The sequence below is a fragment of the Cryobacterium lactosi genome (genome assembly GCF_004403945.1).
Classification (GTDB): Bacteria; Actinomycetota; Actinomycetes; order Actinomycetales; family Microbacteriaceae; genus Cryobacterium; species Cryobacterium lactosi.
Map to the genome: position 1 here is coordinate 99,937 of NZ_SOHM01000008.1, position 26,519 is coordinate 126,455.

Annotated in this window: 29 protein-coding genes; 14 read left to right on the forward strand and 15 right to left on the reverse strand. The window is 70.4% G+C overall.

Translation table 11 applies throughout. The features are described 5' to 3' along the window. Positions 1-40: 40 nt before the first annotated feature. The 4 genes from E3T61_RS04370 to dnaK are packed head-to-tail and all read right to left on the reverse strand — an operon-like array spanning position 41 to position 3,975. Positions 41-454 carry a heat shock protein transcriptional repressor HspR gene (locus tag E3T61_RS04370; RefSeq protein WP_134639678.1) on the reverse strand — a complete coding sequence of 138 codons (414 nt, stop codon included), beginning with the start codon at positions 452-454 and terminating at the stop codon, positions 41-43. Between the two features lie 8 nt (positions 455-462). Next, positions 463-1,467 carry a DnaJ C-terminal domain-containing protein gene (locus E3T61_RS04375; protein WP_134639679.1) on the reverse strand — a complete coding sequence of 335 codons (1,005 nt, stop codon included), beginning with the start codon at positions 1,465-1,467 and terminating at the stop codon, positions 463-465. Then, positions 1,460-2,107: a nucleotide exchange factor GrpE gene (locus E3T61_RS04380; RefSeq protein WP_134639680.1), complete on the reverse strand. Its 648-nt coding sequence runs from the start codon at positions 2,105-2,107 to the stop codon at positions 1,460-1,462. The genes E3T61_RS04375 and E3T61_RS04380 overlap by 8 nt, the downstream gene beginning before the upstream one ends. Then, positions 2,107-3,975 (reverse strand): molecular chaperone DnaK, encoded by a 1,869-nt coding sequence (gene dnaK, locus E3T61_RS04385; protein WP_134639681.1) that lies wholly within the window; start codon positions 3,973-3,975, stop codon positions 2,107-2,109. Before dnaK ends, E3T61_RS04380 begins: the two co-directional genes overlap by 1 nt. Positions 3,976-4,204: 229 nt before the next feature. Here dnaK and E3T61_RS04390 point away from each other — a divergent pair, with 229 nt between their 5' ends. From E3T61_RS04390 to E3T61_RS04410, 5 genes are all read left to right on the forward strand, one after another. Then, positions 4,205-4,945 (forward strand): response regulator transcription factor, encoded by a 741-nt coding sequence (locus E3T61_RS04390; protein ID WP_420898466.1) that lies wholly within the window; start codon positions 4,205-4,207, stop codon positions 4,943-4,945. Positions 4,946-4,950: 5 nt separating this feature from the next. Further along, complete coding sequence (locus E3T61_RS04395) at positions 4,951-6,525, forward strand: sensor histidine kinase (RefSeq protein WP_134639683.1); 1,575 nt, start codon at positions 4,951-4,953, stop codon at positions 6,523-6,525. Positions 6,526-6,535: 10 nt separating this feature from the next. After that, a complete protein-coding gene (locus E3T61_RS04400; RefSeq protein WP_134639684.1) occupies positions 6,536-7,030 on the forward strand; it encodes a 2'-5' RNA ligase family protein in 495 nt (164 codons plus the stop codon). A 62-nt stretch (positions 7,031-7,092) separates the two neighbouring features. Next, positions 7,093-7,599, forward strand: a complete 507-nt coding sequence (locus E3T61_RS04405) for a GNAT family N-acetyltransferase (RefSeq protein WP_134639685.1) — start codon at positions 7,093-7,095, stop codon at positions 7,597-7,599. Positions 7,600-7,641: 42 nt separating this feature from the next. After that, entirely contained in the window at positions 7,642-8,970 is a 1,329-nt protein-coding gene (locus E3T61_RS04410; protein WP_134639686.1) for an MFS transporter, read from the forward strand. 6 nt (positions 8,971-8,976) lie between these two features. Here E3T61_RS04410 and E3T61_RS04415 read toward each other — a convergent pair whose 3' ends face one another. From E3T61_RS04415 to E3T61_RS04425, 3 genes are all read right to left on the reverse strand, one after another. Then, complete coding sequence (locus tag E3T61_RS04415; RefSeq protein ID WP_134639687.1) at positions 8,977-9,513, reverse strand: hypothetical protein; 537 nt, start codon at positions 9,511-9,513, stop codon at positions 8,977-8,979. 4 nt (positions 9,514-9,517) lie between these two features. Next, complete coding sequence (locus E3T61_RS04420) at positions 9,518-10,075, reverse strand: hypothetical protein (RefSeq protein ID WP_134639688.1); 558 nt, start codon at positions 10,073-10,075, stop codon at positions 9,518-9,520. 183 nt (positions 10,076-10,258) lie between these two features. Further along, positions 10,259-10,525, reverse strand: a complete 267-nt coding sequence (locus E3T61_RS04425; RefSeq protein ID WP_134639689.1) for a hypothetical protein — start codon at positions 10,523-10,525, stop codon at positions 10,259-10,261. A gap of 125 nt (positions 10,526-10,650) precedes the next feature. On the opposite strand from E3T61_RS04425, the gene E3T61_RS04430 reads away from it, so the two are divergent. The 3 genes from E3T61_RS04430 (at position 10,651) to E3T61_RS04440 (ending at position 13,503) form a co-directional block, all read left to right on the forward strand. Continuing rightward, a complete protein-coding gene (locus tag E3T61_RS04430; RefSeq protein WP_134639690.1) occupies positions 10,651-11,451 on the forward strand; it encodes an isocitrate lyase/PEP mutase family protein in 801 nt (266 codons plus the stop codon). An 82-nt stretch (positions 11,452-11,533) separates the two neighbouring features. Continuing rightward, a complete protein-coding gene (locus E3T61_RS04435) occupies positions 11,534-12,625 on the forward strand; it encodes a carboxylate-amine ligase (RefSeq protein ID WP_134639691.1) in 1,092 nt (363 codons plus the stop codon). 8 nt (positions 12,626-12,633) lie between these two features. Continuing rightward, positions 12,634-13,503 carry an alpha/beta fold hydrolase gene (locus E3T61_RS04440; RefSeq protein WP_134639692.1) on the forward strand — a complete coding sequence of 290 codons (870 nt, stop codon included), beginning with the start codon at positions 12,634-12,636 and terminating at the stop codon, positions 13,501-13,503. Here E3T61_RS04440 and E3T61_RS04445 read toward each other — a convergent pair. From E3T61_RS04445 to E3T61_RS04460, 4 genes are all read right to left on the reverse strand, one after another. Beyond that, a complete protein-coding gene (locus E3T61_RS04445; RefSeq protein ID WP_134639693.1) occupies positions 13,500-13,991 on the reverse strand; it encodes an FBP domain-containing protein in 492 nt (163 codons plus the stop codon). The two genes, E3T61_RS04440 and E3T61_RS04445, sit on opposite strands and share 4 nt — an antisense overlap. Before the next feature lie 8 nt (positions 13,992-13,999). Further along, a complete protein-coding gene (locus tag E3T61_RS04450; protein ID WP_134639694.1) occupies positions 14,000-14,599 on the reverse strand; it encodes a TetR/AcrR family transcriptional regulator in 600 nt (199 codons plus the stop codon). 50 nt (positions 14,600-14,649) lie between these two features. Further along, the gene (locus tag E3T61_RS04455; protein ID WP_134639695.1) at positions 14,650-15,768 is read right to left on the reverse strand and encodes a DNA alkylation repair protein; all 1,119 of its coding nucleotides are present in this window, start codon (positions 15,766-15,768) and stop codon (positions 14,650-14,652) included. A gap of 111 nt (positions 15,769-15,879) precedes the next feature. After that, on the reverse strand, positions 15,880-16,878 hold the full coding sequence (locus E3T61_RS04460) for a DMT family transporter (RefSeq protein WP_134639696.1): 999 nt from the start codon (positions 16,876-16,878) through the stop codon (positions 15,880-15,882). Between the two features lie 47 nt (positions 16,879-16,925). On the opposite strand from E3T61_RS04460, the gene E3T61_RS04465 reads away from it, so the two are divergent. The 4 genes from E3T61_RS04465 (at position 16,926) to E3T61_RS04480 (ending at position 19,291) form a co-directional block, all read left to right on the forward strand. Beyond that, positions 16,926-17,531 (forward strand): TetR/AcrR family transcriptional regulator, encoded by a 606-nt coding sequence (locus E3T61_RS04465; RefSeq protein ID WP_134639697.1) that lies wholly within the window; start codon positions 16,926-16,928, stop codon positions 17,529-17,531. Positions 17,532-17,575: 44 nt separating this feature from the next. Further along, positions 17,576-18,400, forward strand: a complete 825-nt coding sequence (locus E3T61_RS04470) for a MerR family transcriptional regulator (RefSeq protein ID WP_241992402.1) — start codon at positions 17,576-17,578, stop codon at positions 18,398-18,400. Positions 18,401-18,433: 33 nt separating this feature from the next. Continuing rightward, positions 18,434-18,772: a nuclear transport factor 2 family protein gene (locus tag E3T61_RS04475; RefSeq protein WP_134639699.1), complete on the forward strand. Its 339-nt coding sequence runs from the start codon at positions 18,434-18,436 to the stop codon at positions 18,770-18,772. Positions 18,773-18,838: 66 nt separating this feature from the next. Beyond that, complete coding sequence (locus tag E3T61_RS04480) at positions 18,839-19,291, forward strand: VOC family protein (protein WP_241992383.1); 453 nt, start codon at positions 18,839-18,841, stop codon at positions 19,289-19,291. Between the two features lie 13 nt (positions 19,292-19,304). On the opposite strand, the gene E3T61_RS04485 is transcribed toward E3T61_RS04480, so the two are convergent. From E3T61_RS04485 to E3T61_RS04500, 4 genes are read right to left on the reverse strand one after another with little or no spacing between them, the layout of a single operon-like run. After that, positions 19,305-21,041 carry an acetyl/propionyl/methylcrotonyl-CoA carboxylase subunit alpha gene (locus E3T61_RS04485; protein WP_134639700.1) on the reverse strand — a complete coding sequence of 579 codons (1,737 nt, stop codon included), beginning with the start codon at positions 21,039-21,041 and terminating at the stop codon, positions 19,305-19,307. Beyond that, positions 21,038-22,660: a 5-oxoprolinase subunit B/C family protein gene (locus E3T61_RS04490; RefSeq protein WP_134639701.1), complete on the reverse strand. Its 1,623-nt coding sequence runs from the start codon at positions 22,658-22,660 to the stop codon at positions 21,038-21,040. Before E3T61_RS04490 ends, E3T61_RS04485 begins: the two co-directional genes overlap by 4 nt. 13 nt (positions 22,661-22,673) lie before the next feature. After that, positions 22,674-23,459 (reverse strand): LamB/YcsF family protein, encoded by a 786-nt coding sequence (locus E3T61_RS04495; RefSeq protein ID WP_134639702.1) that lies wholly within the window; start codon positions 23,457-23,459, stop codon positions 22,674-22,676. Positions 23,460-23,487: 28 nt separating this feature from the next. Continuing rightward, entirely contained in the window at positions 23,488-24,759 is a 1,272-nt protein-coding gene (locus E3T61_RS04500; RefSeq protein WP_241992384.1) for an NRAMP family divalent metal transporter, read from the reverse strand. Between the two features lie 216 nt (positions 24,760-24,975). Between E3T61_RS04500 and E3T61_RS04505 the strand changes: the two genes are divergently transcribed. Together E3T61_RS04505 and E3T61_RS04510 are read left to right on the forward strand one after the other, a co-directional pair. Further along, positions 24,976-25,644 (forward strand): GntR family transcriptional regulator, encoded by a 669-nt coding sequence (locus E3T61_RS04505; RefSeq protein WP_134639703.1) that lies wholly within the window; start codon positions 24,976-24,978, stop codon positions 25,642-25,644. An 81-nt stretch (positions 25,645-25,725) separates the two neighbouring features. Beyond that, positions 25,726-26,499, forward strand: coding sequence for an isocitrate lyase/PEP mutase family protein (locus E3T61_RS04510; protein WP_134639704.1), 774 nt, complete (start codon positions 25,726-25,728; stop codon positions 26,497-26,499). Positions 26,500-26,519 lie beyond the last annotated feature (20 nt).

Sequence of the window (26,519 nt, forward strand, 5' to 3'; positions counted from 1 at the left end):
CTCAGTCACCCGATGGCCAGAAGGCCGCGCACTGGCTCTGCTACTTGTCGAGGGGGCGCCAGATCACGATTTGGTTGGATCGGCGGGTGCGGGTACCGGCGCGCATCGAGATGACGTCACCGGCCGAGCCGGCCGCGAAGACGCGCCGGCCCGGACGGTTGAGCAGTTCGTCGGCCAGGGCCGCTTCCAGATCCCCCACCCGGCTTTCCAACGCCCGCACGGTGTCTTCCAGCGCGAGAATGCGCCGGATGCCTTCCAGGCTGACCCCTTCGGCGCCCAGGTCCGCGATCTCCCGCAGCCGGGCGACGTCGCGCATCGAATACCGACGCGAACGGCCCGGCGTGCGCCCGGGGCTCACGAGCCCCAGCCGGTCGTACTGCCGCAGGGTCTGCGGGTGCATACCCGCCAGCTCTGCGGCACTACTGATCACGAAGACCCGGGAGTTCTCATCCATGGTGGAGCTCAGCCCTTGGCCCTGGCGAGGAGTTCGTCACGCGGGTTCTCCTTGGGCAGCGCCTCGTTGAACGCGAGCAATTTCTCCTCGGCGTCCTTCGAGAGGTGTGACGGCACGGCCACCTGAACCTCGGCGAGCAGGTCGCCGGTGCCCTTCGGGGTGACCACACCGCGGCCCTTGACCCGCAGCACACGCCCGCTGGGGGTGCCGGGGGCAACCCGCAGCTTCACCGGGGGCCCACCCAGGGTAGGCACCTCGATGGTCGCGCCGAGGGCGGCCTCGGCGAAGGTCACCGGCACGTTCACCCGCAGGTTGAGACCATCACGTTCGAACACCGGATGCTTGCGCACGGTGACGGTGAGCACGATGTCGCCGTTCTCGCCGCCGTCCGGGCTGGGTTGCCCCTGCCCGCGCAGCTTGATCTTCTGGCCGTCGGCGACGCCCGCGGGGATCTTGACCTTGATCGGCCGACCCTCCTGCGTTTGCAGGGTGATCTGATCGCCGTGGGTGGCGGTGATGAAGTCGACCGTGGTCGACGCGATCACGTCGCGCCCCCTGGTCGGCCCGCCGGCGCCCCGGAAGCCGCCGGTGGAGGTGCCGAACCGGCCACCGCCGCCTTGAGCCCCGCGGCCGAACATGCCGCCGAGGATGTCGTCGAAGCCGGCCTGCTCGTAGGAGTAACCCTGTTGCCGGGCTCCCCCGCCGAACATGCCGCCGAAGACGTCGTCGAAGCCGCCCTGCTGGCCGCCTTGCCCGGGGGCGGTGAAGCGAGCTCCACCGCCCATGGCGCGCACGGCGTCGTACTCCTTGCGCTGTTCGGGGTCACCGATGACCGAGTGGGCCTCGCTGATCTCCTTGAACTTCGACTCCGCCGCAGGGTTGCCCGGGTTGGAGTCCGGGTGGTACTTGCGGGCGAGCTTGCGATACGCCTTCTTCAGGTCGGCCGCCGAGACGTCTTTCGACACCCCGAGAACCTTGTAGAAGTCCTTGTCGAACCAGTCCTGGCTAGCCATCGCTCGGTACCTGCACGACGACCTTGGCTACCCGCAACAGCGAGGATCCGAGGTAGTAGCCGGTCTCGACGACGTCGCCGACGGTTTCCACGTCGATGTCAGGAGTTGGCATCTGGAAGATGGCCTCGTGCACGGTGGGGTCGAACACGTCGCCGACAGAGCCGTAGGGCTTCAGGCCGATGCGCTCGGTGCTGGCGCGCAGCTTCGCGGCGATGGTCGCGAAGGCGGTGTCGCCCTCGAGGTCGCCGTGCTTCTCGGCCCGGTAGAGGTCGTCGAGCACCGGAAGCAGCACCTTGACGACCTCGCCGGTGACGCGCTCGCGCTCGATCTCCCGGTTGGCCTCGGTGCGCTTGCGGTAGTTGGCGTACTCGGCGGTGACCCGCTTGAGGTCGGCCAGGTGCTCGCTGGAGGGATCTGAGGCCTCGAGGTCGGCCGCGTCCAGGATGTCCTGCACGGTCAACTCGTCTTCCTCGATGCCCTCGGCAGAGGCCGCGTCGGTGGCCTCCGCGTCAACGAACTCGGCCTCCACGGCCGGGTCGGAGTCGGCCCCGCCCGCCGCGGGGGCACCCGATTCGGGTGCTCCCGCAGCAGCAGCGGCGTCTTCAGGACGGTTCTCGTCCGGGCGGTTGGCGTCTGTCATTACTTCTTCGCTTCGTCCTCGTCGTCGACAACCTCGGCGTCGACAACGTCTTCGTCGGAGTTGGCCGACTCGGCGGTGGGCTCGGCGGGCTCGGACGTGCCGGCCGCGGCATCCGCCTGGCTGGAGGCGTAGATGGCCTCGCCGAGCTTGCCCTGGCTTTCGGTGAGTTTGTCGAACGCGGTCTTGACCGCGTCGTCGTCGTCGCCGGCGAGGGCGGACTTGAGGGCGTCAACGTCACCCTGAACCTCGGACTTGACCTCCTCGGGGAGCTTCTCGTCGTTCTCCTTGATCAGTTTCTCGATCGAGTAGGCGAGCTGCTCTGCACCGTTGCGGGTCTCGGCGGCCTCGCGGCGGCGCTTGTCCTCTGCGGCGTGCTCTTCACCCTCGCGCACCATGCGCTCGATGTCTTCCTTGCCGAGCGCGGTGCCGCCGGTGATGGTCATCGACTGCTCCTTGCCGGTGCCCTTGTCCTTGGCGGACACGTGCACGATGCCGTTGGCGTCGAGGTCGAAGGTGACCTCCACCTGCGGGATGCCGCGCGGCGCCGGTGCGATGCCGGTGAGCTCGAAGGTGCCCAGGTTCTTGTTGTCGCGGGTGAACTCGCGCTCGCCCTGGAAGACCTGGATGGCCACGGACGGCTGGTTGTCGTCGGCCGTGGTGAAGGTCTCGCTGCGCTTGGTGGGGATGGCGGTGTTGCGCTCGATGAGGCGCGTCATGATGCCGCCCTTGGTCTCGATGCCGAGGCTCAGCGGGGTGACGTCGATGAGCAGAACGTCCTTGCGCTCGCCCTTCAGCACGCCGGCCTGGAGTGCGGCGCCGACGGCGACGACCTCGTCCGGGTTGACACCCTTGTTCGGGTCCTTGCCACCGGTCTCGGCCTTGACGAGCTCGTACACGGCGGGCATGCGGGTGGAGCCACCGACGAGGACGACGTGCGCGATGTCCTCGACCTTGACGCCGGCTTCACGGATGACGTCCTGGAACGGCTTCTTGGTGCGGTCGAGCAGGTCTTCGGTCATCTTCTCGAACTGGGCGCGGGTGAGCGTCTCGTCGAGGTTGGCCGGGCCGTTCTCCGTGAGGGAGAGGTAGGGCAGCTGGATGCTGGTGGACATGCTCGAAGAGAGTTCCTTCTTGGCCTGCTCCGCGGCTTCCTTGAGGCGCTGCTTGGCGATCTTGTCCTTGGAGACGTCGACGCCGGTGGAGTCCTTGAAGCGCTTGATCAGGTGATCGACGATGCGCTGGTCCCAGTCGTCGCCGCCGAGGCGGTTGTCACCGGCGGTCGAACGCACCTGGATGGTGCTGAAGTCGTCGTCCTTGCCCACTTCGAGCAGGGAGACGTCGAAGGTTCCGCCACCGAGGTCGAAGACCAGGATGAGCTCGTCTTCCTTGCCACGGTCCAGGCCGTAGGCGAGGGCGGCCGCGGTGGGCTCGTTGATGATGCGCAGCACGTTGAGGCCGGCGATCTCGCCGGCTTCCTTCGTGGCCTGGCGCTCGGCATCGTTGAAGTAGGCGGGAACGGTGATGACGGCATCCGTCACCTTGTCGCCCAGGTACTGCTCGGCGTCGCGCTTGAGCTTGGCGAGGATACGAGCGGAGATCTCCTGCGGGGTGTACTTCTTGTCGTCGATGCCGACGGTCCAGTTCGTGCCGACGTGGCGCTTGACCGACGAGATGGTGCGGTCCACGTTGGTGACGGCCTGACGCTTGGCGGTCTCGCCGACGAGTACTTCGCCGTCCTTGGTGAATGCCACGACGGAAGGCGTGGTGCGGAAGCCTTCAGCGTTTGCGATGACGGTGGGTTCTCCACCCTCGAGAACGGCCACCACCGAGTTGGTGGTTCCGAGGTCAATTCCGACTGCACGAGCCATGTGAGAGTATCTCCTTCAAAAGATTGGGTTCAAGGCGTATTTCTAAGACTTGAGTGTTGCTGACTCAAGTGTGGCACCGCCCGAAAACCGAGTCAAGCTGAGGCCGGCAAAGTTGAGTCGATGAGGCTCAACTCTCAGCATTCTCCCAAGATGGGAGGAGGACAAGATGGTGGGAGAATAACGTGTGCCACCCTCTCCGTCCCCCTCCTCCGATCCCTCCGCGGACTCCGTGCGCCGGCGGGCCGTGCTGGCGAAGCTGCCGCGGATCTCCCGGCTGGACGGCTCGGCCATCCGGGTTCTGCTCGTCGACGACGAAGCCACCCTCACCAACCTGGTCAGCCTGGCGCTCAGCTACGAGGGGTGGCTGGTCGACGTGGCCCACACCGGTCAGGCGGCCCTGCAGTCCTACCGGGACAACCGGCCGGATGTGGTGATCCTCGACATCATGCTGCCGGATACCGACGGCCTGAGCGTGCTGCGGCACCTGCGCTCGGCAGGCTCCACCACGCCGACCCTGTTCCTCACCGCCAGGGACTCCGTGGACGACCGCATCATCGGCCTCACCGTGGGCGGCGACGACTACATGACCAAGCCGTTCAGCCTGGAGGAACTGGTGGCCCGGCTGCGCGGGCTGCTCCGCCGCGCCGTGCAGGCCGTGCCCGACGAGCAGGTCGCCCTGGTGGTGGGCAACCTGACCCTGGACGAAACCAGCTACCAGGTGCGCCGCGGCGAGACCGACATCATGCTCACCACCACCGAGTTCGACCTGTTGCGGTTTTTCATGCGCAACCCCATGCGGGTGCTCAGCCGGGCCCAGATCCTCGACGAGGTGTGGAACTACGACTTCGCCGGCCGGGCCAGCATCGTGGATCTCTACGTGTCGTACCTGCGGAAGAAGATCGACGCCGAGCGCACCCCGATGCTGCACACAGTGCGCGGGGTCGGCTACATGCTGCGGCCCGCAGAGTGAGCGGGATGAGCACGGTCGAGCCGGACGCCATCGCCCTCGGGCGCGGGCCGGCGCCCTGGACGCTCCGCCGGCGCCTGGTGGTGGGCATCGCCGGCGTCGTGGCCGCCGTACTACTCGGCACGGGGCTCTTGAGCATCGTCGTCCTGAGCACCTCCACGAACACCGTGGCCGACACCCAGCTCACGGCCTCCCTGTCGGCGTTGAGCCGGTCGGTCGACAAGTACCGCGGATCCCCCACCGTCGGCGGGCGCGAGCACGTGCACGAGCACGGCGGCGGCACGGTCAAGACCTTCGTCGATTTCGTCGGGCACGGCCGCGGCACCGTGATCGCGGTCGTGGCCGCCGAAAGGGTCGCCGACTCCGCCCTGTTCTCGGACACCGGCGCCGTCCCGCTGACCACCGAGGTGACCCGGGCGATCGAGCTGATGGCCGCCGACCCCGACTTCACCGAGGCCAATCGCAGCCTGGACCTGGGCGAGCTCGGTACCTACCGGGTCGCCACTGTCGTCAACGACGGCGAACTGCTGGTGGCGGGAGTGCCACTGGAGGCCGCCGAAATGGCGCTGCTGCGCCAGGGCCTGGGCATCGCGATCTTCGCGGTGCTGGCACTGGCCGGCACCGTGGTGGGCACGATCCTGGTGGTGCGCCTGGCCCTCCGCCCGCTGGCCCGCGTGGTCGACACCGCCGTGGAGGTCACCGCGCTGCCGCTGGACGTGGGCGATTACGGCATCTCCACCCGCGTCGCGGCCGCCGACACCGACCCGCGCACCGAGGCGGGCAAGGTGGGCGAAGCCCTCAACCAGCTGCTCGACCACGTCGACACGGCGCTCACCGTGCGGGCGGCGACCGACCGGCGGATGCGCCGGTTCGTGACGGATGCCTCCCACGAGTTGCGCACGCCGCTCGCGGCCATCCAGGGGTACGCCGAGCTGACCCGCCAGGACAGCGCCGAGCTGCCCGAGGTCACCGAGTACTCGCTCGCCCGCATCGAATCCGAGGCCCGACGGATGAGCTCGCTGGTGAGCGACCTGTTGCTGCTCGCCCGCCTCGACGAGGGCCAGGACCTGCACGTCGAAGACGTGGACCTCGCCGACCTGCTGTTGACCGCGGTGAACGACGCCAGGGCCTCGGCGCCGGCGCACACCTGGCTCGCGGCAGTGCCGGACACCGCGGTGGTCGTGCGCGGCGACCGGGAGCGGCTGCACCAGCTGGTGGCGAACCTGCTCTCCAACGCCAGGGTGCACACCCCGCCCGCCAGCACTGTGACCGCCCGGCTCCGGGTGGGCGCGCCGGGCATGCCCCTGCAGCTGAGCGTGCAGGATGACGGGCCGGGCATCTCCGACGCCCTGCTGCCGGTGATCTTCGAGCGGTTCGCCCGCGGCGACGCCTCCAGGGCCCAGGGCTCAGGCGGCACCCCCAGCACCGGCCTCGGCCTGGCCATCGCCCTGTCGATCGCCGAGGCGCACGGCGGCACCATCCGGGCCTACTCCACCCCCTCGGGCACCATCCCCACCGGCACCACCTTCACGGTCACCCTCCCCACCCCCGCCCCCTCGTCCCCGCCCTCCCGCGAGCTGTAAAGTTTGGGCCATGCCCCGCCTTGTTGTTGTGCTCCCGGTCGAGCCGCTGCGAGTGGGTGACAGTTTCGCGGTGGCCGAGTGGCCCCTGCACGTGACGGTGCTGCCCCCGTTTCTCACGGATGCCGCCCCCGGCGACATCATGGACGCCATCCGCGCCGCCGTTCTCGGCCGGGAGCCCCTCACCGTCGTCGCCGGCGACGACGCGCTGTTCGGCCGGCGGCACAACATCCCCGTCACGCTGATACTGCCGCACGACGGTCTCACCGGGCTGCACCGCACCTTCGTCGAGGCCCTGCGCCCGTTCGCGACCGAGCCCGACGAGCCCGCGTTCACCGGCAGCGGCTTCCGCGCCCACGTCACCCACAAGCCCCCGGCCCGCCTCCGCCCCGGCGCCCAGGTCACCCTCACCCAGCTCGCCCTCGTGGACATGCTCCCCCGCGCCCACACCTCCGGCCGCACGGTCCTGGCCACCCACGCCCTCTCCGCCTCGCGAGCTGTGAGCTGAGCCCCTAAAAACCCGTGTTTTCGGTGCTTAAGTCACGGTTCGCGGAACGGTAATTTGGGGGAATGGAAATACGGGAAGCCCGCGAGGGCGACTGGGCCCAGATCTGGCCCTTTCTGCGGGACGTCGTGGCGGCGGGCGAGACCTATTGCTGGCCGCGGGACACCACCGAGGAGGCCGCGAAGGCCTGGTGGATGGCCAAGCCCGGCGGCCGGGTCTTCGTGGCCGACGACGGCGGGCGGGTGCTCGGCACCGCCGAGCTGCACCCCAACCAGCCGGCGGCCGGCGGCCACGTGTGCAACGCCGGATTCATGGTGGCCCAACGGGCCGCCGGCCGCGGCATCGGCCGCGCCCTGGCCGAGCATGTTCTCGATCAGGCCCGGAACGCCGGCTTCCGTGCGATGCAGTTCAATGCCGTGGTCGAGACCAACCACAACGCCGTGCGCCTGTGGCAGTCGCTGGGCTTCAGCATCCTCGCCACGGTTCCCGGCGCCTTCAGGCACCCGGTGCACGGGTTCGTGGGGCTGCACGTCATGCACCGGTCCCTCGAGGCGGAGACGCACGGGGTCTGAATCCGTCGCCCATTGTTCACCGCCCGGCCGTAGGGTGAACGCATGACCGAGACACTCGACGGCGAGGGCGCCGCCCACACCGGCTCAGCGCCGACTCCCACCCGCGGCGCCGTGCTGGCCTGGAGTCTGTGGGACTGGGGCTCGGCCGCGTTCAACGCCGTGGTCACCACCTTCGTCTTCGCGGTGTACCTCACCGGGTCGTCGTTCGGTGACGAGGACGCCGTGGCCGCCCAACTGGGCTGGGCGCTTGCGATCGCCGGGTTGCTCATCGCCGTGCTCGCACCGGTCACCGGCGCCCGTTCCGACTCCTCCGGCCGGCGCAAATTCTGGCTGGGCGTGAACACCTTCATCGTCGTGGCGCTCACCGCCGGCATGTTCTTCGTGCTGCCGAGCCCCGAATACCTGCTGCTCGGCCTGGTGCTGCTGGCGGCCGGCAACGTGTTCTTCGAACTCGCCGGGGTGAGCTACAACGCCATGCTCGCCCAGGTGTCCACGCCGCGCACCATCGGCAAGGTCAGCGGCTTCGGCTGGGGCATGGGCTACATCGGCGGCATCGTGCTGCTGCTGATCGTGTACTTCGGCTTCATCAGCCCCGAGGTGGGTCTGTTCGGCGTCACCAGCGAGAACGGCCTGGCGGTGCGGGTGACCATGCTCATCGCGGCCGCCTGGTTCGGTCTGTTCGCACTACCGTTGCTGCTGCGGGTGCCCGAGTACCGGGCGCCGGATGCCGCGGCGCGCGCCAAGGTGGGCTTCTTCCAGTCCTACGTCGAGCTCGGCCACGACGTGGCCAGGCTCTGGAAGACCAACCGCCAGGTGGTCTACTTCCTCGTCGCGAGCGCCATCTTCCGCGACGGCCTGGCCGGCGTGTTCACCTTCGGCGGGGTGCTCGCAGCCTCGGTCTTCGGCTTCTCCCCCGGCGAGGTGATCATCTTCGCCATCGCCGCGAACGTGGTCGCCGGCATCGCCACCATCAGCGTGGGAGTGCTCGACGACAGGCTGGGCGCCAAACCCGTCATCGTCACCGCCCTGGTGGGCCTCATCATCAGCGGCAGCCTGGTGTTCCTGCTGCACGACGGCGGTCAGATCGTGTTCTGGACCGCCGGCCTGGCGCTGTGCCTGTTCGTCGGCCCGGCGCAGTCGGCCAGCCGCACCTTCCTGGCCCGGATCATCCCGGCCGGTCGTGAGGGCGAGGTGTTCGGCCTGTACGCCACCACCGGTCGCGCCGCGAGCTTCCTGGCGCCAACGGCGTTCGCGCTCATGGTGACGTTCTTCGGCGCAACCTACTGGGGCATCCTGGGCATCGTGCTGGTGCTTGTCATCGGCCTGCTTCTGCTGCTGCCGGTGAAGGCCAGGCAGAACCAGATGGGCTGATCCGGGCTACGGCGTCGGCAGGATGGCGAGCACGGCCGCCCAGACGACCGGATCGTCTCCGCTGCCCGTTGCGGTCAGCGTGACTTCGGTGTCCTCCAGGGAGTACGGCGCCGTCTGAGTTCGCTCGTCGCAGGGCGCCGTGAGCACCGCCGGCCCGGTACCGGCGGATACCGCGGTGATCGTGATGGAGCTGTCGGCGCCGCCTCGACAGGCCAGTCGCAGCTCGTAGCTGCCGGGATCGGCCTCGGTCGTCACCCCGGTATTGCTGTCCTCGGCGACCGTGAGTTGGCCGTTGTTGTAGACCATGTACTGGCCGGTACCGGTGAGCGGGAAGACCTCTTCGGCGAAGTCCGGCGCCGCGTCGGGATCAAAGGTCGCGGTGGGGGTCGGTGGGGTCGTAGGCGTCGGGGCGGCGCTGGCGCTGGATGTCGGCGGGGAGCTGTCGTCGGCGCCCGGGCTGCCGGCGCTGCAGGCGGTGAGGACGGCAAGGACAGCGACCACCGTCAGCCCGGTGGCCAGGGCGCGGCGGGTGGATTCGGTCACGGTCTCAGCCCTCCGCTCGCGGCAGCCGGTCGGTGACGGCGAGTGCCCACTCCACCGGCTGGTCGCTGTCGCCGAGCAGCGTGAAAGTGGCACCGTCGGCGGGCAGGGAGAGATCCATACCCTGCGACTCACCCACACAGCCGCCGGCCAGCGTCGCCGGCTCGGCGTTGTCGATGGTGAGAGTGAGGGTGGTGTCGGCGTCACCGCGGCAGGCGAGGTAGACCGAATAGCTCCCGGCCGCCAGGGTCGACGCCGTGAGCGTGAAGGAGCCGGGTGCGCCGGCCTGGAATGCTCCGCTCTGGGCCATGACGAACCCGTCGGCTCCGCCGGTGGGCACGGCCTCGGCGGCCCAGGCCGCCGTCACGGCGGGGTCGACGGTGGGGTCTGCTGCGGGGTCGACGGCGGGCGTCGGGCTGGCTGTCCCGGTGGCGGTGGCGGACGGCGGTGGCGTGCCGCCCGCGGCCTCGGGCCCGGCCGCCGTGCAGGCGGCCAGTCCGGCAACGAGGGCCACTCCCCCTAGAACTCTCAGGCCGCTTCGACAGGTCTTCGGTGTGTTCCCCATCGATTCAGTCAAGCGCAGTCGGGCAGCCGAAGACAGGGTCGGCCGAGCCCGGGCGTGTCGGCTGGGCCTGATCCGCGGCACATGGGCGTGCTGCGCGCCGCACCCGGTGGCACGACCGAAACCCTGACGTCCGCGGTCAGATGGCGCGCAAATTGCATACACCGGCGGCGGCGACCGGCCCGGCTAGAAGTCGAGGTCGTCCGCGGCGAGCCACGGCACCGGCACCGACGGGTCGATGATCGCGCTCGGGTCCACCTCGTGGGTCTCGAGAACCACGCTGACGCCCGGCGACACGAGCACCTGAACGCTGACCTCGCCGACGACGGGCAGGTCGACCATGCCGCCGCCCTGCCGCACCGCGGCAGTGAGAGTGGCCGCGAGCTCTGCCACGTCGCACGAGGAACGCAGACGAAACAAGCGCTCGCCGATTGTGAGGGTATGCGCCTGCATGAAGCCTCCCTCGGTCGCCCCCTCAGGCTAGGGCTAAAGTCCGTACGTGTATACACAGTGACAGGGCGCCGTCATTGTCTGAAATCGTCCAGCTTTCACCCCGCCACAGCGGGCACACTGGACCGATGACAACCACACTGCTCCAGAAAGCCGAACTCCTCAACGCCCTGCACGTGCCAGGCACGCCGCTCATCGTCACGAATGTGTGGGACGCGATCACCGCGAAGATCGTCGCAGAAGCGCCCGGCGTGAAGGCGCTGGCCAGCGCGTCGCACTCGGTCTCCAACGTGCGCGGCCTGCAGGACGGCGAAGGACTCAGCGTCGACGAAGCCATCATCGCCGCCCGGATCATCACCGGCGCCACCGACCTGCCCGTCTCGATCGACTTCGAGAAGGGCTACTCCGCGGATGCCGCGGGGGTGGCCCGGAACGTCCGCCGCCTGATCGAGGAGGCCGGGGCCGCCGGCATCAACCTTGAAGACTCCGTGGGCGCCGCGAAGGCCCCGCAGTTCGACATCCCCACCGCGGCCGCCCGGGTTGCCGCCGCGCGTGAGGGCGCTCAGGCGGCCGGGGTGCCGCTGGTCATCAACGCCCGCGTGGACACCCTCGCCGGTGGCGGCGAGTGGGCCGAGGCCGTGCAGCGCGCCAACGCCTACCTCGACGCCGGTGCCGACGTGATCTTCTTCCTGGGCCTCTCCGACGAAGACAAAGTCAAGCGCGCCCTCGATGAGGTGAACGGCCGCATCTCCGTGATCGGGCACCCCGGCGCCGTGCCGCTGACGCGCCTGGCCGAACTCGGCGTCTCCAGGGTCAGCTTCGGCCCCGGCACCCTCGGCCTCGCGCTGGCCGCCCTGCAGCGTGCGGCGACCACCCTCACCGGCCTGGGCGACTACCCGGAGGACCTCGGCTTCCCGTTCGAGCTCTAGACCGGTTCCGCCGCCGCCCGTTCCGCCGAACGGGCGGCGGTGACAGGATGCTCCGGACACAACCCGCGGACCTGGAGCGAACATGACGACGTTCGGCATCGAGGAGGAGTATTTCCTCGTGGATCCCCAGACGTTGCGGCCGGTCAACCTCGCCGACCCCGTCCTGGACGATCTCACTCCGGGTCCCGGCGTGGTCACCCGGGAGTTCCTCGCCTCGCAGCTGGAGCGGGCCACGGCGGTCTTCACCGAGCTGGCCGAGGCCGAGGCCGACCTGACCAGGTTTCGCGCCGACCTCGCGTCGGCCGCCGACAGGCACGGCGTGCTGGCGATCGGCGCCGGCACGCCCTTCGACGCGCATCCGGTGCCGACCCTCACCGATGCGGCCCGGTACCACCGGATCGAATCGGGGGTGCGCGGCGTGGTGCGGGATCATCAGATCTGCGCCACCCACGTGCACGTGGGCGTGCCGGACCGGCAGTCCGGGGTGCTGGCGCTGAACACCGTGCGCCTCTGGCTGCCCACGCTGCTGGCGCTCACCGGCAACTCGCCGTTCTGGCGCGGCCGGTCCACAGGTTTCGACTCCTGGCGGGCGGTGATCATGCGTCGCTGGGCGACGACAGGATGCCCACCGGCCTTCATCGACGCCGACGACTACGATCGGCGCCTCCGACGCCTGATCGGGGTGGGTGCCACCGTCGACACGGCCACCGTGGCCTGGTACGCCCGGCTCTCCGAGGTGCATCCGACGTTGGAGGTGCGGGTGGCAGACGCCCAACTCGACCTGGCGCCCACCCTGCTGCTGGCCGCCCTGACCCGGGCGCTGGTCGTGTCCGCGCTGGCCGAGCCGCGGGCCCGCCCGCTCGAGGTGGAGCCGGAGCTGTTGGACGCGGCGTTGTGGCAGGCCTCGCGCGACGGGATGAACGGGCAACTGCTCGATCCGGCCACCCGCACCCTTCAGCCGGCCGGGGCTGTGGTCGCTTCGCTCCTCCGGCAGGTTAGCGGTGCGCTGGAGCAGGCCGGGGACCGGCCGCAGGTCTCAGCCCTCCTCGACCGGGTCGGGCAGACGGGCACCGGCGCCAACCGGCAGCAGCAGGCGTTCCGGAGCGGCGGGCTCACCGGGCTGCGCGGGTTGCTGGCGAGATCGTTCACCCAAGCGGCGATCTCGGGTGGCTAGGGTGAGGCATGCCCACCTTCGCCAGCCACGACGGCACCGCCCTGCACTACGACCTGCTCGGCCAGACTGCGCCGGGCGCGGCTGACCGCCCGCCGTTGATCGTGCTGGCCGGCGGTCCGGCCCGGCATCCGGTCTACCTGGGCGATCTGGCCGGGCTCAGCAACGCGCGCACCCTCGTGGTGCTGCACCAGCGGGGCGTGGGCGAGTCGCCGCCGTCGCCGACCGCGGCCGCCGCGGCGTGGCCCGAACTCGCCGACGACGTGGAGGCGCTCCGTCGCCACCTGGCTTTGCCGGCGATCGAGCTGCTCGGCCACTCGGCCGGCACCCGGGTGGCTCTCTCCTACGCCGCTCGGTACCCGCAGCGCCTCACCAGCCTGTGCCTCGTCACCCCGCCGGTGCAGTGGATCCGTTCCAGTCCCGACGACAGTCCGGGCATCATCGCCGCCCACCGTGACGAGCCCTGGTACGCCGACTACGTGGCGCACCGACTGGCGGCGACGGCCGCGAAGAGCGCTTCAGATCTCAACCACCTCTTCCCCTACCTGGCCCCGATCGCGTGGGCACGGTGGACGCCGGCCGCCCGGCAGCACGAGGCGACGGGCGCGTGGCATCCCGCCGCGCAAGACCTCTTCTTCGCGGATGCCGACCCCGCCGGCATCGTCGACGGCCTGGCGCAGGTGCGCTGCCCGGTGCTGGTCATCGCGGGCGCCGCGGACGGGCTCACCGGGCACGCCCCGGTGCTGGCTCTGGCCGGGCTGTTCGCCCACGGCCGGGCAGTGAGCATGGCCGACGCCGGGCACTACCCGTGGGTGGAGCAGCCCGCCGCGTTCGCGGCGGCCCTGGCCGGCTTCTACCCCGGGGCCGCAGCGGCTGCTTAACTCGGGGCGAGGATCTCCGCGGCGAACCCCGCGGAACGCTCCCGCAGCATGGCCATCCGCTCCTCGCGAGCGGCGTCGACATCGAAGCCGATGTAGGCCATGGACGGCAGCTTCCGCACGTTGACCGAGCATTGGAACTCAGCGCAGATCCAGATGGCGACCGTGTCGCCGTTGCGGCCGGCGGCACCGGCCCGCTGCGCGCTGAAGAGCACCACGTCGTTGGGCAGCTTCACATCGCGGCACCACGAGCACTGGGCGCGGCGCGGCGGGGACGCATCCGCCTGGCGAAGCACCAGGCCCACCGGCTCGCCGTCGACGGGCACGACCACGTACGAGCGGCGCTTCATCTTGGGGTCCACCCAGCCGAGGTAGTCCAGCTGGGCCCAGTCGGTCGTGTCGAGGCCGGCCGGCAGGGTGATGTCGGACACGACCTTGCGCGACGCGTTCACGAAGGTGGTCGTGATGGTGGTGGTGTCGAGGGGAAGCATGGTGGGTCTCAATCGGTGGTGGGGTCGGGATGCTGCGGATGGGCCCTGGGCCAGTTGCGCAACGACGTGTCGATGGCGTCGAGCACTCTGCTCCAGCTGGCGGCCGCGGAGGGTTCGGAGTGGTCGAAGCCGCCGCCGGACTCGAGCGCGACGAAACCGTTGATGGCGCTGCCGAGTAGCCGCACCGCGTGGACCTCGTCGTGCGGGCTGAGGCCGTAGCCGCTCACGATCGCCCGCGCCGCACGGGCGATGACCCGGCCAGCGCCGCCGTCTGCCGCCTCCGCCGAAACACGCCGCTGCGCCGCCTCCCACCGGCCGGGGTGGGCGGTGGCGTAGTCGCGGTGGGTGTCGGCGAAGGCGAACAGGGCCGCCCTCCCGGCTTTGCCGGGCAGCGCCTCGGCCAGGGCATCGGCCAGTTCCTGCAGCGCGCGGGCGGCGGTGAGGTCGAGCAGACCGTCGAGGCCGGTGATGTGCGAGTAGATGCTCGCCGGGCGCACGTCGAATCGGCGGGCCAGGGCCGACACCGTCACGGCCGGCAGGCCGGCCTCGTCGGCGAGGTCGGCTGCGGCCTGCACCAGCTTGGCCTCGGTCACTCCTGGGCGCTTCACGTACACTCCTATGGTTTGTAGTCAATAAACTACACACTATAGGAAAACCGTCAAGCCGGCGTGCCCGGTTCCGGCAGCAGGACGAATTCCGCTCGGCCGGACGCCACCCCGTTCACCTGCACCACGAGGGCGTGCACGCCCGGGTGGTAGCGCCGGGTGGTGATCGCGCGGAACGAGTGGGACCGGGTGAGCTGCACGGTCTCGCCGGGTGCCAGGGTCACCGTGGTGAGCTTGAAGGTCTTGCCGGTGAGGCTGCCGTTGGCCTTCTGGTGGTGCATCACGTAGTCCACGGCCAGCCGGGCCGGCTCGGCGCCGGTGTTGCGGATGTCCACGGTGAAGCCGATCGTGCCGCCGAAGACGAGAGTGTCGGCGTCGAGCACCGGGCCGGCCACATGCACCTCGGCCGGGTGGAAGCCGAGCTGCGCCAGCGCCTGCTGGTTGCCCTTCTTGACCAGGGTGCGGAGGGCATGCCGCACCAGCCGGGTGGTGTTCTCGTCGGGCGCGGCCAGCCAGGCGGCGGTGGTGGCGGTGACCAGCTCGGGTTGTTGCCGGCTGAGGTCGTTGAGGTGGTTGGCCACCGACCGGCGCACCACCTCGTTCTCGTCGCGGTAGAGCGCGTGCAGCACCGGCAGGGTCAGGCTGGGCTCGGCCAGGATCGCGGGCACCCGGATCGCCCAGGGCAGGAACGGGCGGGTGCCCTCCGAGGCCAGCCGGCGCACATCCGGGTCGGGCGAACCGGTCCAGCCGAGCACGATCGGCAGGGCCCGGTCGATGTTGTGGGCGAGCAGCGGCCGGATGGCGAACTCCGAGGTGAGCCGCGGCGTGAGTTCGGCGAGCATCCGCATGCCGTCGTCGAACGCGGCGTCGGTGCCGGCGTCGATGGCCTTGACCGCGATCGCGCTGGTGACCGGCCAGATCAGCCAGCCGCCGAAGGGCAGGTCGCCCGCCGCGGCGGTGCGGATGGTGGCCGCGAACGAGTCGTAGTCGCCGGGCAGGTCGGCCATGAGGGCGTCCCGCAGCAGGTCGCTCCGCTCCCGCAGCGACAGGGGGCCGAGGGCATCGACGGCGGCGGGCAGGGCAGCGAGCGGGGCCCCCGGCGCGGCGGCCTGGATCGCGGCGGCGAGCGCGCGGGCGGTGGCGACTCCGATGAGTTCGTCGGCGAAGGGCATGGGACTCCAGATGGTTGGCGGCGCGGTGGTCTCCAGCGTGGCACACGGCGCGATCGGCGCCGCCTACCACGCGAAGTACGACCGCTACGGGCCCGCGATCGTGGGGGTCGGTCAGTTAAGGCGGAGTTTTTCGCGACTCGCCGTGTTCTCGGGCTGCGCAGGCGGCGTTTCGCGAAAAACTCCGCCTTTACGTTCGGGCGTGCGGGTGCCGCGGCCGGGCGCGATGACCAACGCGATCGCGCCGGCTCCGAGCAGGAGCCCCGCGAGGGTGGCGGGCGTGAACGGGTCGCCGAACAGCAGCGCGCCGGCGACGGCGGTGGTGGGCGCGACCAGGAAGAGCAGCGCGTTCAGGGCGGTGATGCCCAGGCGGCGCAGCAGATACCAGTACAGCGCGTAGGCGATGAGAGCGGGGAACACTGCGCTCAGCACCGTGGAGACCCAGAAATCGGGAGCGGCCGGTGGGCTGAGGGTGCCCGTGAGAGCGGCCAGAACGGTCACGACTGCCAGCGTGATCCCGGCATGGATGACCAGGGTGGCGAAGACGCTCAGCCGGGCTGTCGTGCGTCGCTCGAGGAAGGTGGCGGTGACCAGGCTGGCCAGCGACACCAGCGGCAGCAGGTACGCCGGGGTCGGCGATATCGAGGCCGACGCATCCGTCGCCACGATCAGCACCACCCCGATCGCGCCGAGCACCAGGCCCAGCCACTGCAGCGCCCGCACGCGCAGGCCCAACAGCGGACCGACCAGGGTCGCCACCACCAGGGGTTGCACCGCATCGATGAGGGCCGTGGTGCCGGCCGAGACGCCGGCGCCGACGGCCAGGTAGATGGGCAGGATGTAGCCGAACTGGGCGAAGAGCCCGATGGTGAGGTGCGGGCGGATGTCCCGCCAGGCCGGGAGCACGGCGGGGCCCGAGCGGATCCGGAACCAGGCCATCCCGATGAGCAGGATGGCGCCGACAACGAGGAACCGCCACACCAGGACGGTCAGCACCGGGGCCGTGGCCGTGCCGGTCTTCGCGATGATGAAGCCGGAACTCCAGGTCAGCACGAAGGCGGCCGCGGCTCCGACCAGAAGCAGGCGCCGGGGTATACCGATCTGTTTACTCATTCGACCGAGTATACAGATCTGTATAGCGTGCGCGGTATAGTTGGCGCATGAGCGTTGAGAATCTGCCCGAGATGATCCCGCATTACACGCCGGGGGCCGAGCGGCTGTTGGCCGCGGCGTCCGACCTCTTCTACCGTGACGGGATTCACGCCGTCGGGGTGGACACCATCGCCGCGGCGGCCGGGGTGACCAAGAAAACCCTCTACGACAGGTTCGGGTCGAAGGAGGCCCTGGCCGTGGCCTACCTGCGCGGCCGGGACGCGCGCTGGCGGGAGTACCTGGAGCAGGAACTCGCCCAGGCACCCGCCGGCAGCGTCGAACGAATCCTCGCGGTGTTCGACATCTCGGCCCGCTGGGCGCTCACCAACAGCGACAAGGGCTGCAGCGCCATCAACGCGCGCGCCGAGATGGACGACGCGACGCATCCGGTGGCCGTCGAGGCGATCCGGCAGAAGAAGTGGATGCGCGACGTGTTCGCCGGGCTCTGCCGGGAGGCGGGCCTCGCCGACGCGGACCGGGTAGCCGACATCCTGATGCTGCTCTACGAGGGCGGCCTGGTGACCGTGGGGATGGGTACCTTCGCCGACCCGTTCGCGGCCGGGCGTGAGGCTGCGGCGGCGATTCTCGGGGCCGCTCGCGGCAGCGACCACTAACACCCTCCCCCTGGGGGAAGGGCGAAGATAGTCACGTGAGCACCATGATGACGATCGGGGACTTCTCCCGGGCGACCCGCCTCAGCGCGAAGACGCTGCGGTTCTACCACCAGGTCGGCCTGCTGGCTCCGGCCCGAGTGGATCCCGGCAACGGCTACCGGCTGTACAGCACAGCGCAGATCGGCGACGCCCAGGTCATCCGGCATTTCCGGTCCCTGGGTATGCCCGTGCAGATCATCGGCGAGGTCCTTGCCGCTGACGGGGTCGCGAAGCGCAACGAGCTGATCGCCGGGCACCTCACCCGGCTGGAGGTGCAGCTCGATCAGACGCGGGCGGCCGTGGCCGGGCTGCAGGGCCTGCTCGCACCAGCGGAGGCTCCGTTGGCGGTGACGCACCAGAGCGTGCCGGAGATGCCGGCCCTCGTCATCCGCGACACCATCGACCTGGCCGACCTCGGCGACTGGTGCACCGGAGCCACCCGCGACCTCGAGCAGGTGCTGCGGACCACGGCGATCGTTGCGACGGGTGCGCGCGGCGGCTTGTGGAGCACCGAGCTGTTTGTCGACGAACGCGGCCCGGCGGCCCTGTTCGTGCCCGTGGCCTCTCTCGACGACTCAGGGGCGCCGCTCGGCCGGGCGCGGCTGGAACTGCTGCCACCGGTGGATCTGGCCGTGGCCACGCACCGGGGCACCGGGGCACCGACGACACCATCGCCCAGGTCTACGGCGCGCTGGGAGCGTACGTCACCGCACACGAGCTGGGCATCGACGGCCCGATCCGGGAGACCTACCTGGCGGAGACTGCAGACGGTGTCGGAACCACCGAGATCGGCTGGCCGATCTTCCGCACCGGGCACTGACCCGGCTTGACCCTCCCGTTGGGGGAAGGCCCACGCTGATGACATGACTCCCCTGAACAGCGCCACCGCCACCGTCTCCGAGTACTTCGCCCGCATGGCCGGCCCCGACAAAAAAGCCGGTATCGGCCTGTTCGCCCCGGAGTCCCGGGTCACCGACGACGGCCGAACCTACTCCGGGCCCAGCGAGATCCTCGGCTGGCTGGGCGCCGCAGCCAGCGAATTCGACTACACGACCCGCGTGCTGTCGACCGAGGTCGCCGGCGACACAGTCACCGTCACCACCCGGCTCGAGGGCAACTTCCCGGGCGGCGTGGTCGATCTCCGACACGTCTTCACACTGAACGCCGCGGGGCAGATCGCCACCCTGCTGATCGCGCCCTGACCTAGCGTTTCTCGACGCCCCGCCTACGGTGGAAGCAAACTTCCGACTCGACGAGAGGCAGCACCGATGAACGCATCAACCGGCATCCTGCGAGGCATGAGCAATGTGAGCTACTGGGCCGCGGACCACGCCGCAGCGACGGCCTGGTACACCGAGCTACTGGGCATGCCGCCCTATTTCCAGATGCCCGGCTACGCGGAGTGGCGGGTGGGCGACTACGGCCACGAGCTCGGCCTCATCGACGCCAGGTATGCCCCGCAACCGTGGGCGGATGTGCCCGGCGGCGCCGTGCTCAATTGGCACGTTGATGACATCCGGGTGACCCTCGACCGACTGCTCGGGCTTGGTGCGACCATGCGCGAGGAGATCCGCGAGCGCGGCGAGGGATTCACCACGGCCGCGGTGCTCGACCCGTTCGGCAATGTGCTCGGCGTGATGACCAACCCGCACTACCTGCAGGTGCTCGCCGACGCCACCCCCGACGGTGATGCGGCCCGCGCCGGGCATCCGGCAGGCTGACCGGCCGCCCGGGTCAGTCGAGCGTGGCCAGCTGCTCTCCCGCGGCGAGGAAATCGCCGGGAGCGCTCCGGTGCCGCAGGGTGCCCGGGCCGGTGGCCACGATGGTGGTCTCCATCTTCATGGCCTCCATCACCACCACCGGGTCTCCCTCGGCGACCTCGGTGCCGTCGCCGATCAGCCAGGTGATGAGGGTGCCGGCCATCGGGGCCACCAGACCCGCCACGGATGCCACGGCCGCGTCGGTCGATTCAGGCGCGGGCGCAGCGCCGGCGGGCGCGGCGATCGGGAGGGCGGCCGGGGTCGAGCCGGCGGGCATCCGCAGGGTGTGCCGGCGGCCGTCGATCTCGATCCAGCTGCTGGTGACGCCGGGCTCGACCGGTTCGGCGCGGAGCGTGTCGGCGGGGATCCGCTCGGCGAAGACCGTCTCGATCCACTGGGTGTGCACCTTGAGACCCTCGCCGGTGAAGTCGTCGTCGCGGAGCACTGCCCGGTGGAACGGCAGCACCGAGGCGACGCCGTCGAGCACGAACTCGTCCAGCGCGCGGCGGGCGCGGCGGATGGCGATCTCGCGGGTCGGCCCGGTCACGATGAGCTTGGCCATCATGGAGTCGAAGCGGCCGGAGACCAGCGTGCCGGTCTGAACGCCGGAGTCGACGCGGACGCCGGGCCCGGTGGGAGGTTCGAACCGGGTGAGCAGGCCAGGGGTGGGCAGGAAGCCGCGCGCGGCATCCTCGGCGTTGATGCGGAACTCGATCGAATGCCCGGTGGGGTCCGGGGTGGCCTGCACCGACAGCGGCAGGCCCTCGGCGATGCGCAGCTGTTCGGCGACGATGTCGACGCCGGTGGTCTCCTCGGTGACCGGGTGTTCCACCTGCAGTCGGGTGTTCACCTCGAGGAACGAGATGGTGCCGTCGACGCTGAGCAAGTACTCCACGGTGGCGACGCCCCGGTAGTGCGCGGCGGCACAGATCGCGGCGGCCGAGCCGTGCAGGCGGTCGCGTTGCTCGTCGGTGAGGAACGGCGCGGGGGCCTCCTCGACGAGCTTCTGGTTGCGGCGCTGCAGCGAGCAGTCCCGGGTGCCCAGCACCACGACGTTGCCGTGGCTGTCGCTGAGCACCTGCACCTCCACGTGCCGGGGCGCGTCGAGGAACTGTTCGACGAAGCATTCGCCGCGGCCGAACGCCGTGACGGCCTCACGCACGGCGGCGTCGAACTGCTCGGCCACCTCGTCGAGGCTGCGGGCCACGCGCATGCCGCGACCCCCACCGCCGAATGCCGCCTTGATGACGATGGGCAGACCGTGCTCCTCGGCGAACGCCACGGCCTCGGCCGCGGTGGCCACCGGGTCGGGCGTGCCGGCCACGAGGGGCGCGCCCACGCTGGCGGCCAGCTGCCGGGCGGCGATCTTGTCGCCGAGCAGGTCGATGGCCTCGGGGCTCGGGCCGATCCAGGTGAGGCCGGCGTCGATCACCCGGCGGGCGAAGGCCGCGCTCTCGGAGAGGAATCCGTAGCCGGGGTGCACGGCGTCGGCGCCGCTCGTGACGGCCAGGGCGATGAGTTTCTCGGCGTCGAGGTAGGTCGCCGCCGGGCTGTCGCCGTTCAGACCCCTGGCCTCGTCGGCGAGGCGCACGTGCACGGCATCGGCGTCGCTGTCGGCGTAGACGGCCACGGTGGCCAGGCCCCGGTCGGCGCAGGCGCGGATGATGCGCACGGCGATTTCGCCGCGGTTGGCGATCAGGACTTTCTTCATGGTGTGACCTCGGGGTTGACTGCGGAGTACTCGTCGAATGGACCGATGGGGTTGAAGCGGATGCGCGCGCCCGGCGGCAGCTGGCCGGCCAGAGGCAGGTGGTGCGTGGCGACCGCCCCGATCACCGGGTACCCGCCGGTGAGCGGGTGATCGGCGAGGAACAGTACGGGCTGGCCGTTCGGCGGGATCTGGATCGCACCGGACACGGTGCCCTCGCTGGGCAGCTCGGCGTCGACGACGCGGGTGAGCGACTCGCCCTCCAGGCGCAGGCCCACCCGGTTGGAGCGGGAGCTGACCAGCCAGCTCTGCCCGGTGAGAACGTCGATGGCGTCGGCGGAGAACCAGTCGGTGCGGGGGCCCAGCACGACGTCGAGCACCACTTCGGTGGTGTCAAGGGGGCCGGCGCCAGTGAGGTCGGGGAGGGTGACGGCAGGGACGGCGCCCGCGGGCATGCCCACCGGCAAGACGGCTCCGGCAGTCACCGGCTCCGGCCCGAGCCCGGCCAGCACGTCGGTGGAGAGGCTGCCGAGCACGGGCTCGAGGGCAAAGCCGCCGCGCACGGCGAGATAGCTGCGGAGCCCGGCGGCCGGGCGGCCCAGCAGCAGCTCCTCGCCCGATCCGAGCGCGAACGGGTGGCCGAAGGTCACACTGCGCGTGCGAACGCGGCCGGTCGCCTCGGCTGGGGTCGTGACGCTCAGCGGCACGGGCGCCCCGGTGACGGCGAGAACCTGTTCACCGCGCGCGCGGAGCCGCAGCCCGCCGAACGTCGTCTCGAGGGTGGCCGCGGCGCTGTCGTTGCCGACCAGCCGGTTGGCCGCGCGAAGTGACACCGGGTCGAGGGCGCCGGAGCTGGAGACGCCCATGCTCGCGTAGCCGGGCCGGCCGAGGTCCTGCAGCAGGGTGAGCATGCCGGGGTCGAGGATCTCCAGAGCGTGCTCGGCCGCAGCCGCAGAGGTGTGGATTGGCGCCGCCGTCTCAGCCGAGGTCAACGAAGTGGCCCGCCCGCCGCCGGCCACGTCCACGAAACGCACCCGGTCACCGGGCAGCAGCAGGGCGGGGCGGTCGCGCGACAGGTCCCACATCCGTGCCTCGGTGGTGCCGATGAGCTGCCATCCGCCGGGGCTCTCGCGGGGGTAGACACCGCTGAAGGTGCCCGCGAGGGCCACCGACCCGGCGGGAATGCGGGTGCGCGGGGAACTGCGGCGCGGCACGTCGAGGTCGGGGTGGCCGCCGGAGAGGTAGGCGAAGCCCGGGGCGAACCCGGTGAACCCCACCGCGTACTCCGCCACCGTATGCAGCCGCACCACCTCGGCGGCGCCGATTCCGAGCAGTCCGGCGACCTCGTCGAGGTCCTCGCCGTCGTAGGTCACCGGGATCTCGATGAGCGACCCCTCCCCCGCGACCCGGCCGCCCAGGTCGCGGGAGCGCACGGCTCGCACGATCTGCGCCGGGCTCACGGCGCTCGGCCGGTAGAACACCAACAGGGTGCGGGCGCCCGGGATGAGCTCGCCGGTACCGGCGACCGGGTCGCTGCTGAGCGAGTCGAACAGCGCCAGGGTCGTCGGCAAGTCGTCGAGCTCGATCAGCAGCGCGTCGTCGCGCACGGGGAGGAACCGCATGGTGCCGCTCACCCTAGGGCGCCGCCGGGTCGCCCGCCCGCGGGGCGAACGCGGTGATGTTGATAGCTGCCGCGGTGAGGGCGGCACGCACCTGCCGGGCCAGTTCGGTGGCGCCCGGGCTGTCTCCGTGTACGCAGATCGAGTCCGCCGCCACGGTGATGGTGCTTCCGTCGATGGCGGTCAGGGTGCCCTCGGTGGCCAGCTGCACCATGCGCGCGGCCACGAGCGCGGCGTCGTGCAGCACCGAACCGGCCTCCTTCCGCGACACCAGGGTGCCGGACGGCGTGTAGGCGCGGTCGGCGAACGCCTCGGTCACGCTGCGGAGGCCCGCCTTATCCGCCGCCCGCAGCACCTCAGAGCCCGGCAGGCCCAGGATGGCCAGGGTCGGGTCGATCTCGCTGATCGCCGTCACCACATCCTGGGCCTGACGAGCATCGTGCACGATCGTGTTGTAGAGGGCTCCGTGCGGCTTCACGTAGGTGACCGTGGTGCCGGCCGCCCGGGCGACGCCCTGCAGCGCACCGATCTGGTAGATCACATCGGAGATCAGCTCGGCGCTGGAGACGTCCATGTTGCGCCGGCCGAAGCCGGCCAGGTCGCGGTAGCCCACGTGCGCGCCGATCGACACCCCGGCGTCCCGGGCGCCGAGCACGGTCTCCCGGATCACCAGCGGGTCGCCGGCGTGGAAGCCGCAGGCGATGTTCGCGCTGGTGACGATGCCGAGCATCTCCAGGTCGTCGCCGAGGCTCCAGCGGCCGAAGCCTTCGCCGAGGTCGCTGTTCAGGTCGATGATGCTCATGAGGGAGTCCTTCGGTTGTACCGGAAAGCTACAGGGTCAGCAGCGAGAAGATCGGGCCGACGGCCATCGCGGCCATGTACCAGGTGAGCAGCGTGGCCAGGGTGCCGATGATCAGCAGCCACTTGGGGTAGCGGTAGCCGTTCATCAGGTCGCCGCGGAACCAGCCGATGTACATGAAGATGGTGAGGCCGATCGGCAGGATCAGACCGTTGAAGCCGCCGACGAACACCATCAGGGTGGCCGGGGCGGTGCCGATCAGTAGGTAGACCGCGAGTGAGACGACGATGAAGACGATGGTGGCGAAGTCGGCGGCGCGGCCGACGATCTTCTTGGAGAAGACGGGCAGGAACGACACCGAGGTGTACGCGGCGCCGATGATGCTGGTGATCGCGGCGATCCAGAAGATCGCGCCGAAGACGCGGAGGCCGAATTCGCCGGCCGCGGCCTGGAAGGCCTGGGCGGCCGGGTTGGCGGCGGCACCCGTCGTGTCGATGACCACGCCGCTGGCGACGACGCCGAGGATCGCCAGGAACAGGACGTACCGCATGATGCCGGTGACCAGGATGCCGTTGAAGGCCGCGCGGGAGACCTCCTTGACGTGTTCAACACCGGCGGTGCCGCTGGCGAGCAGGCGGTGGGCGCCGGCGTAGGTGATGTAGCCGCCGACGGTGCCGCCCACGATGGTGGTGATGGTGGCGAAGTTGATCTCGTCGGGCAGCACGGTCTGGCGCAGCGCATCCCCGATGGGCGGCTGGGAGAGGAATGCCACGATCACGGTGAGCACGATCATGACGAGCCCAGCGATGACCACGACCCTGTCGACGACGGCGCCGGCCCGCTTGGCGAGGAAGATCGTGATGGCGAACAGGGCGCTGAGCAGCCCGCCGATCTTCGCGTCGAGTCCGGTGAGCACGTTCAGGCCCAGGCCGGCGCCGGCGATGTTGCCGATGTTGAAGACCAGTCCGCCGAGGATGACGAGGAAGGCGAGCACGAAGCCGCTGCCAGGGATGGCGAGGTTGGCCAGCTCGGGGGCGCGCTTGCCGCTGACCGTGATCATGCGCCAGATGTTCAGCTGCACGGCGAAGTCGATCAGGATCGACGCGAGGATGCCGAAGGCGAACGCGGCGCCCATCTGCGCGGTGAAGGTGGCCGTCTGGGTGATGAAGCCGGGGCCGATGGCCGAGGTGGCCATGAGGAACAGGGCGCCGATCAGGGCGGTGCGGCGGCTCTTGGCGACGCTGCGGATGCTGGCCTGTTCGGTGGGTTCCGCGGATGTGGTGGTCGGGGTGGGGTCGGTCACTGAGGCACATCCATTTCGTCGGGGGGGGGGGGGGGGGGGGGGGGGGNTGCTACTCGCGGGGACCGGAACCCCACGCAACGAGCCTAAGCGCGTGAACGACAGGTTAGCGATTGTTGAACAATCAATCGAGTAAATACTGTGTTTCAGTCATGTTTCGGTGAACGGAGGCCAGAGCATCGCTGCCGGGGCGGGGGCCGGTTTGGGTAGAGTGTCGTGGTGGCTCAACTCGATGAAGCGGAAGACAGCAACTCGCGTGCCGACCAGGCCGCCGAGAGGCTGCGCCGGCTGCTCATCGCCGGGGACCTGGTGCCCGGACAACGCCTGTCCGAGACCGCCGTCAGCGAGCGCCTCGGCGTCTCCCGCAACACCTTGCGCGAGGCGTTTCGCATGCTCACCCACGAGCGTCTGCTCGTGCACAAGCCGCACGCCGGCGTGTTCGTGGCGGTGCCGTCGCTCGCGTCGATCATCGACATCTACCGGGTGCGCCGCATGATCGAGTGCCAGGCGTTACGCTCCTCCCCCGCCCGACACCCCGCCAGCCGACGGATGCGCGCCGCCGTGGAGTCCGCCCAGGCCAGCCGCGATGCCGACAACTGGGTCGCCGTGGGAACGGCCAACATGGAGTTCCACTCCGCCATCGTGGCCCTGGCCGACAGCGACCACCTCGACCGGCTCTACGCCAACATCTCCGCCGAGCTGCGCCTGGCCTTCGGCCTGCTCGACGACCCGGAGTACCTGCACCGGCCGTATGTGGACCGGAACGCCGCCGTGCTCGCGCTCTACCTCACCGGCGACACGGCCGGAGCCGCATCCGTTCTGGAGGACTACCTGCTGCTCTCCGAACGCACGATAGTGGCCGCCTACGCCCGGCAGCTGCCCGCCTGAGCCTGCTGCGGCCCCTCTTGCGCGCGGGCCGCACTCTAGTAGCGTGACAGCAGGTACCGCCGCTACGGGAGGGGAACGAGAATGGACACTTTCCGGGAACTCCACCACGCCGATGCGCCCTTGCTGCTGCCCAATGCCTGGGATGTCGGCTCCGCCCTGGCCTTCGAGGCGGCAGGTTTCGCCGCCATCGGAACCACCAGTTTCGGTATCTCGGCCAGCACCGGCCTGCCCGACGGCGGCGGGTCCACCCGCGCGGCAACCGCGGCCCTCGCGGCGCTCCTGTGCCGTCTGCCCGTGCACATCACCACCGACATCGAAGACGGTTACTCGGACGACCCGGCCGAGGTCGCGGACGTCGTGGCCGAGCTGGCCGCCCTGGGGGTCGTCGGGGTCAATCTGGAGGACAGCAGGGACGGGCACCTGGTGGATCCGGCGGTGCTTGCCGCCAAGGTCGCCGCGATCAAGCGACACAGCCCTGACGTGTTCGTGAACGCCCGGGTGGACAACTTCTGGTTCGACGAGGAGGCCACGGTGCAGGCCGTGCTGCTCCGCGCCCTCGCCTACGCCGATGCCGGGGCCGACGGGGTCTTCGTCCCCGGCGTGACCGACCCGGTGGACATCCAGAGCATCACCGCCGGCATCGGCCTGCCGGTCAACGTGCTGGCCCACCCGACTCTGACAGTGGCCGAGCTCGGTGACCTGGGCATCCGCCGGGTGAGTTCGGGCTCGCTGCCGTACCGCGCAGCCGTGGATGCGGCGGTGAACGTTGCCGTCGCACTCCGCGACAACCAGCGGACGCCGCCGGCGACGTCGTACTGGGAGATGCAGTCGCGCCTCGAGGCTTTCAGCGACTAACGGCGTCGCACCGAACAGGG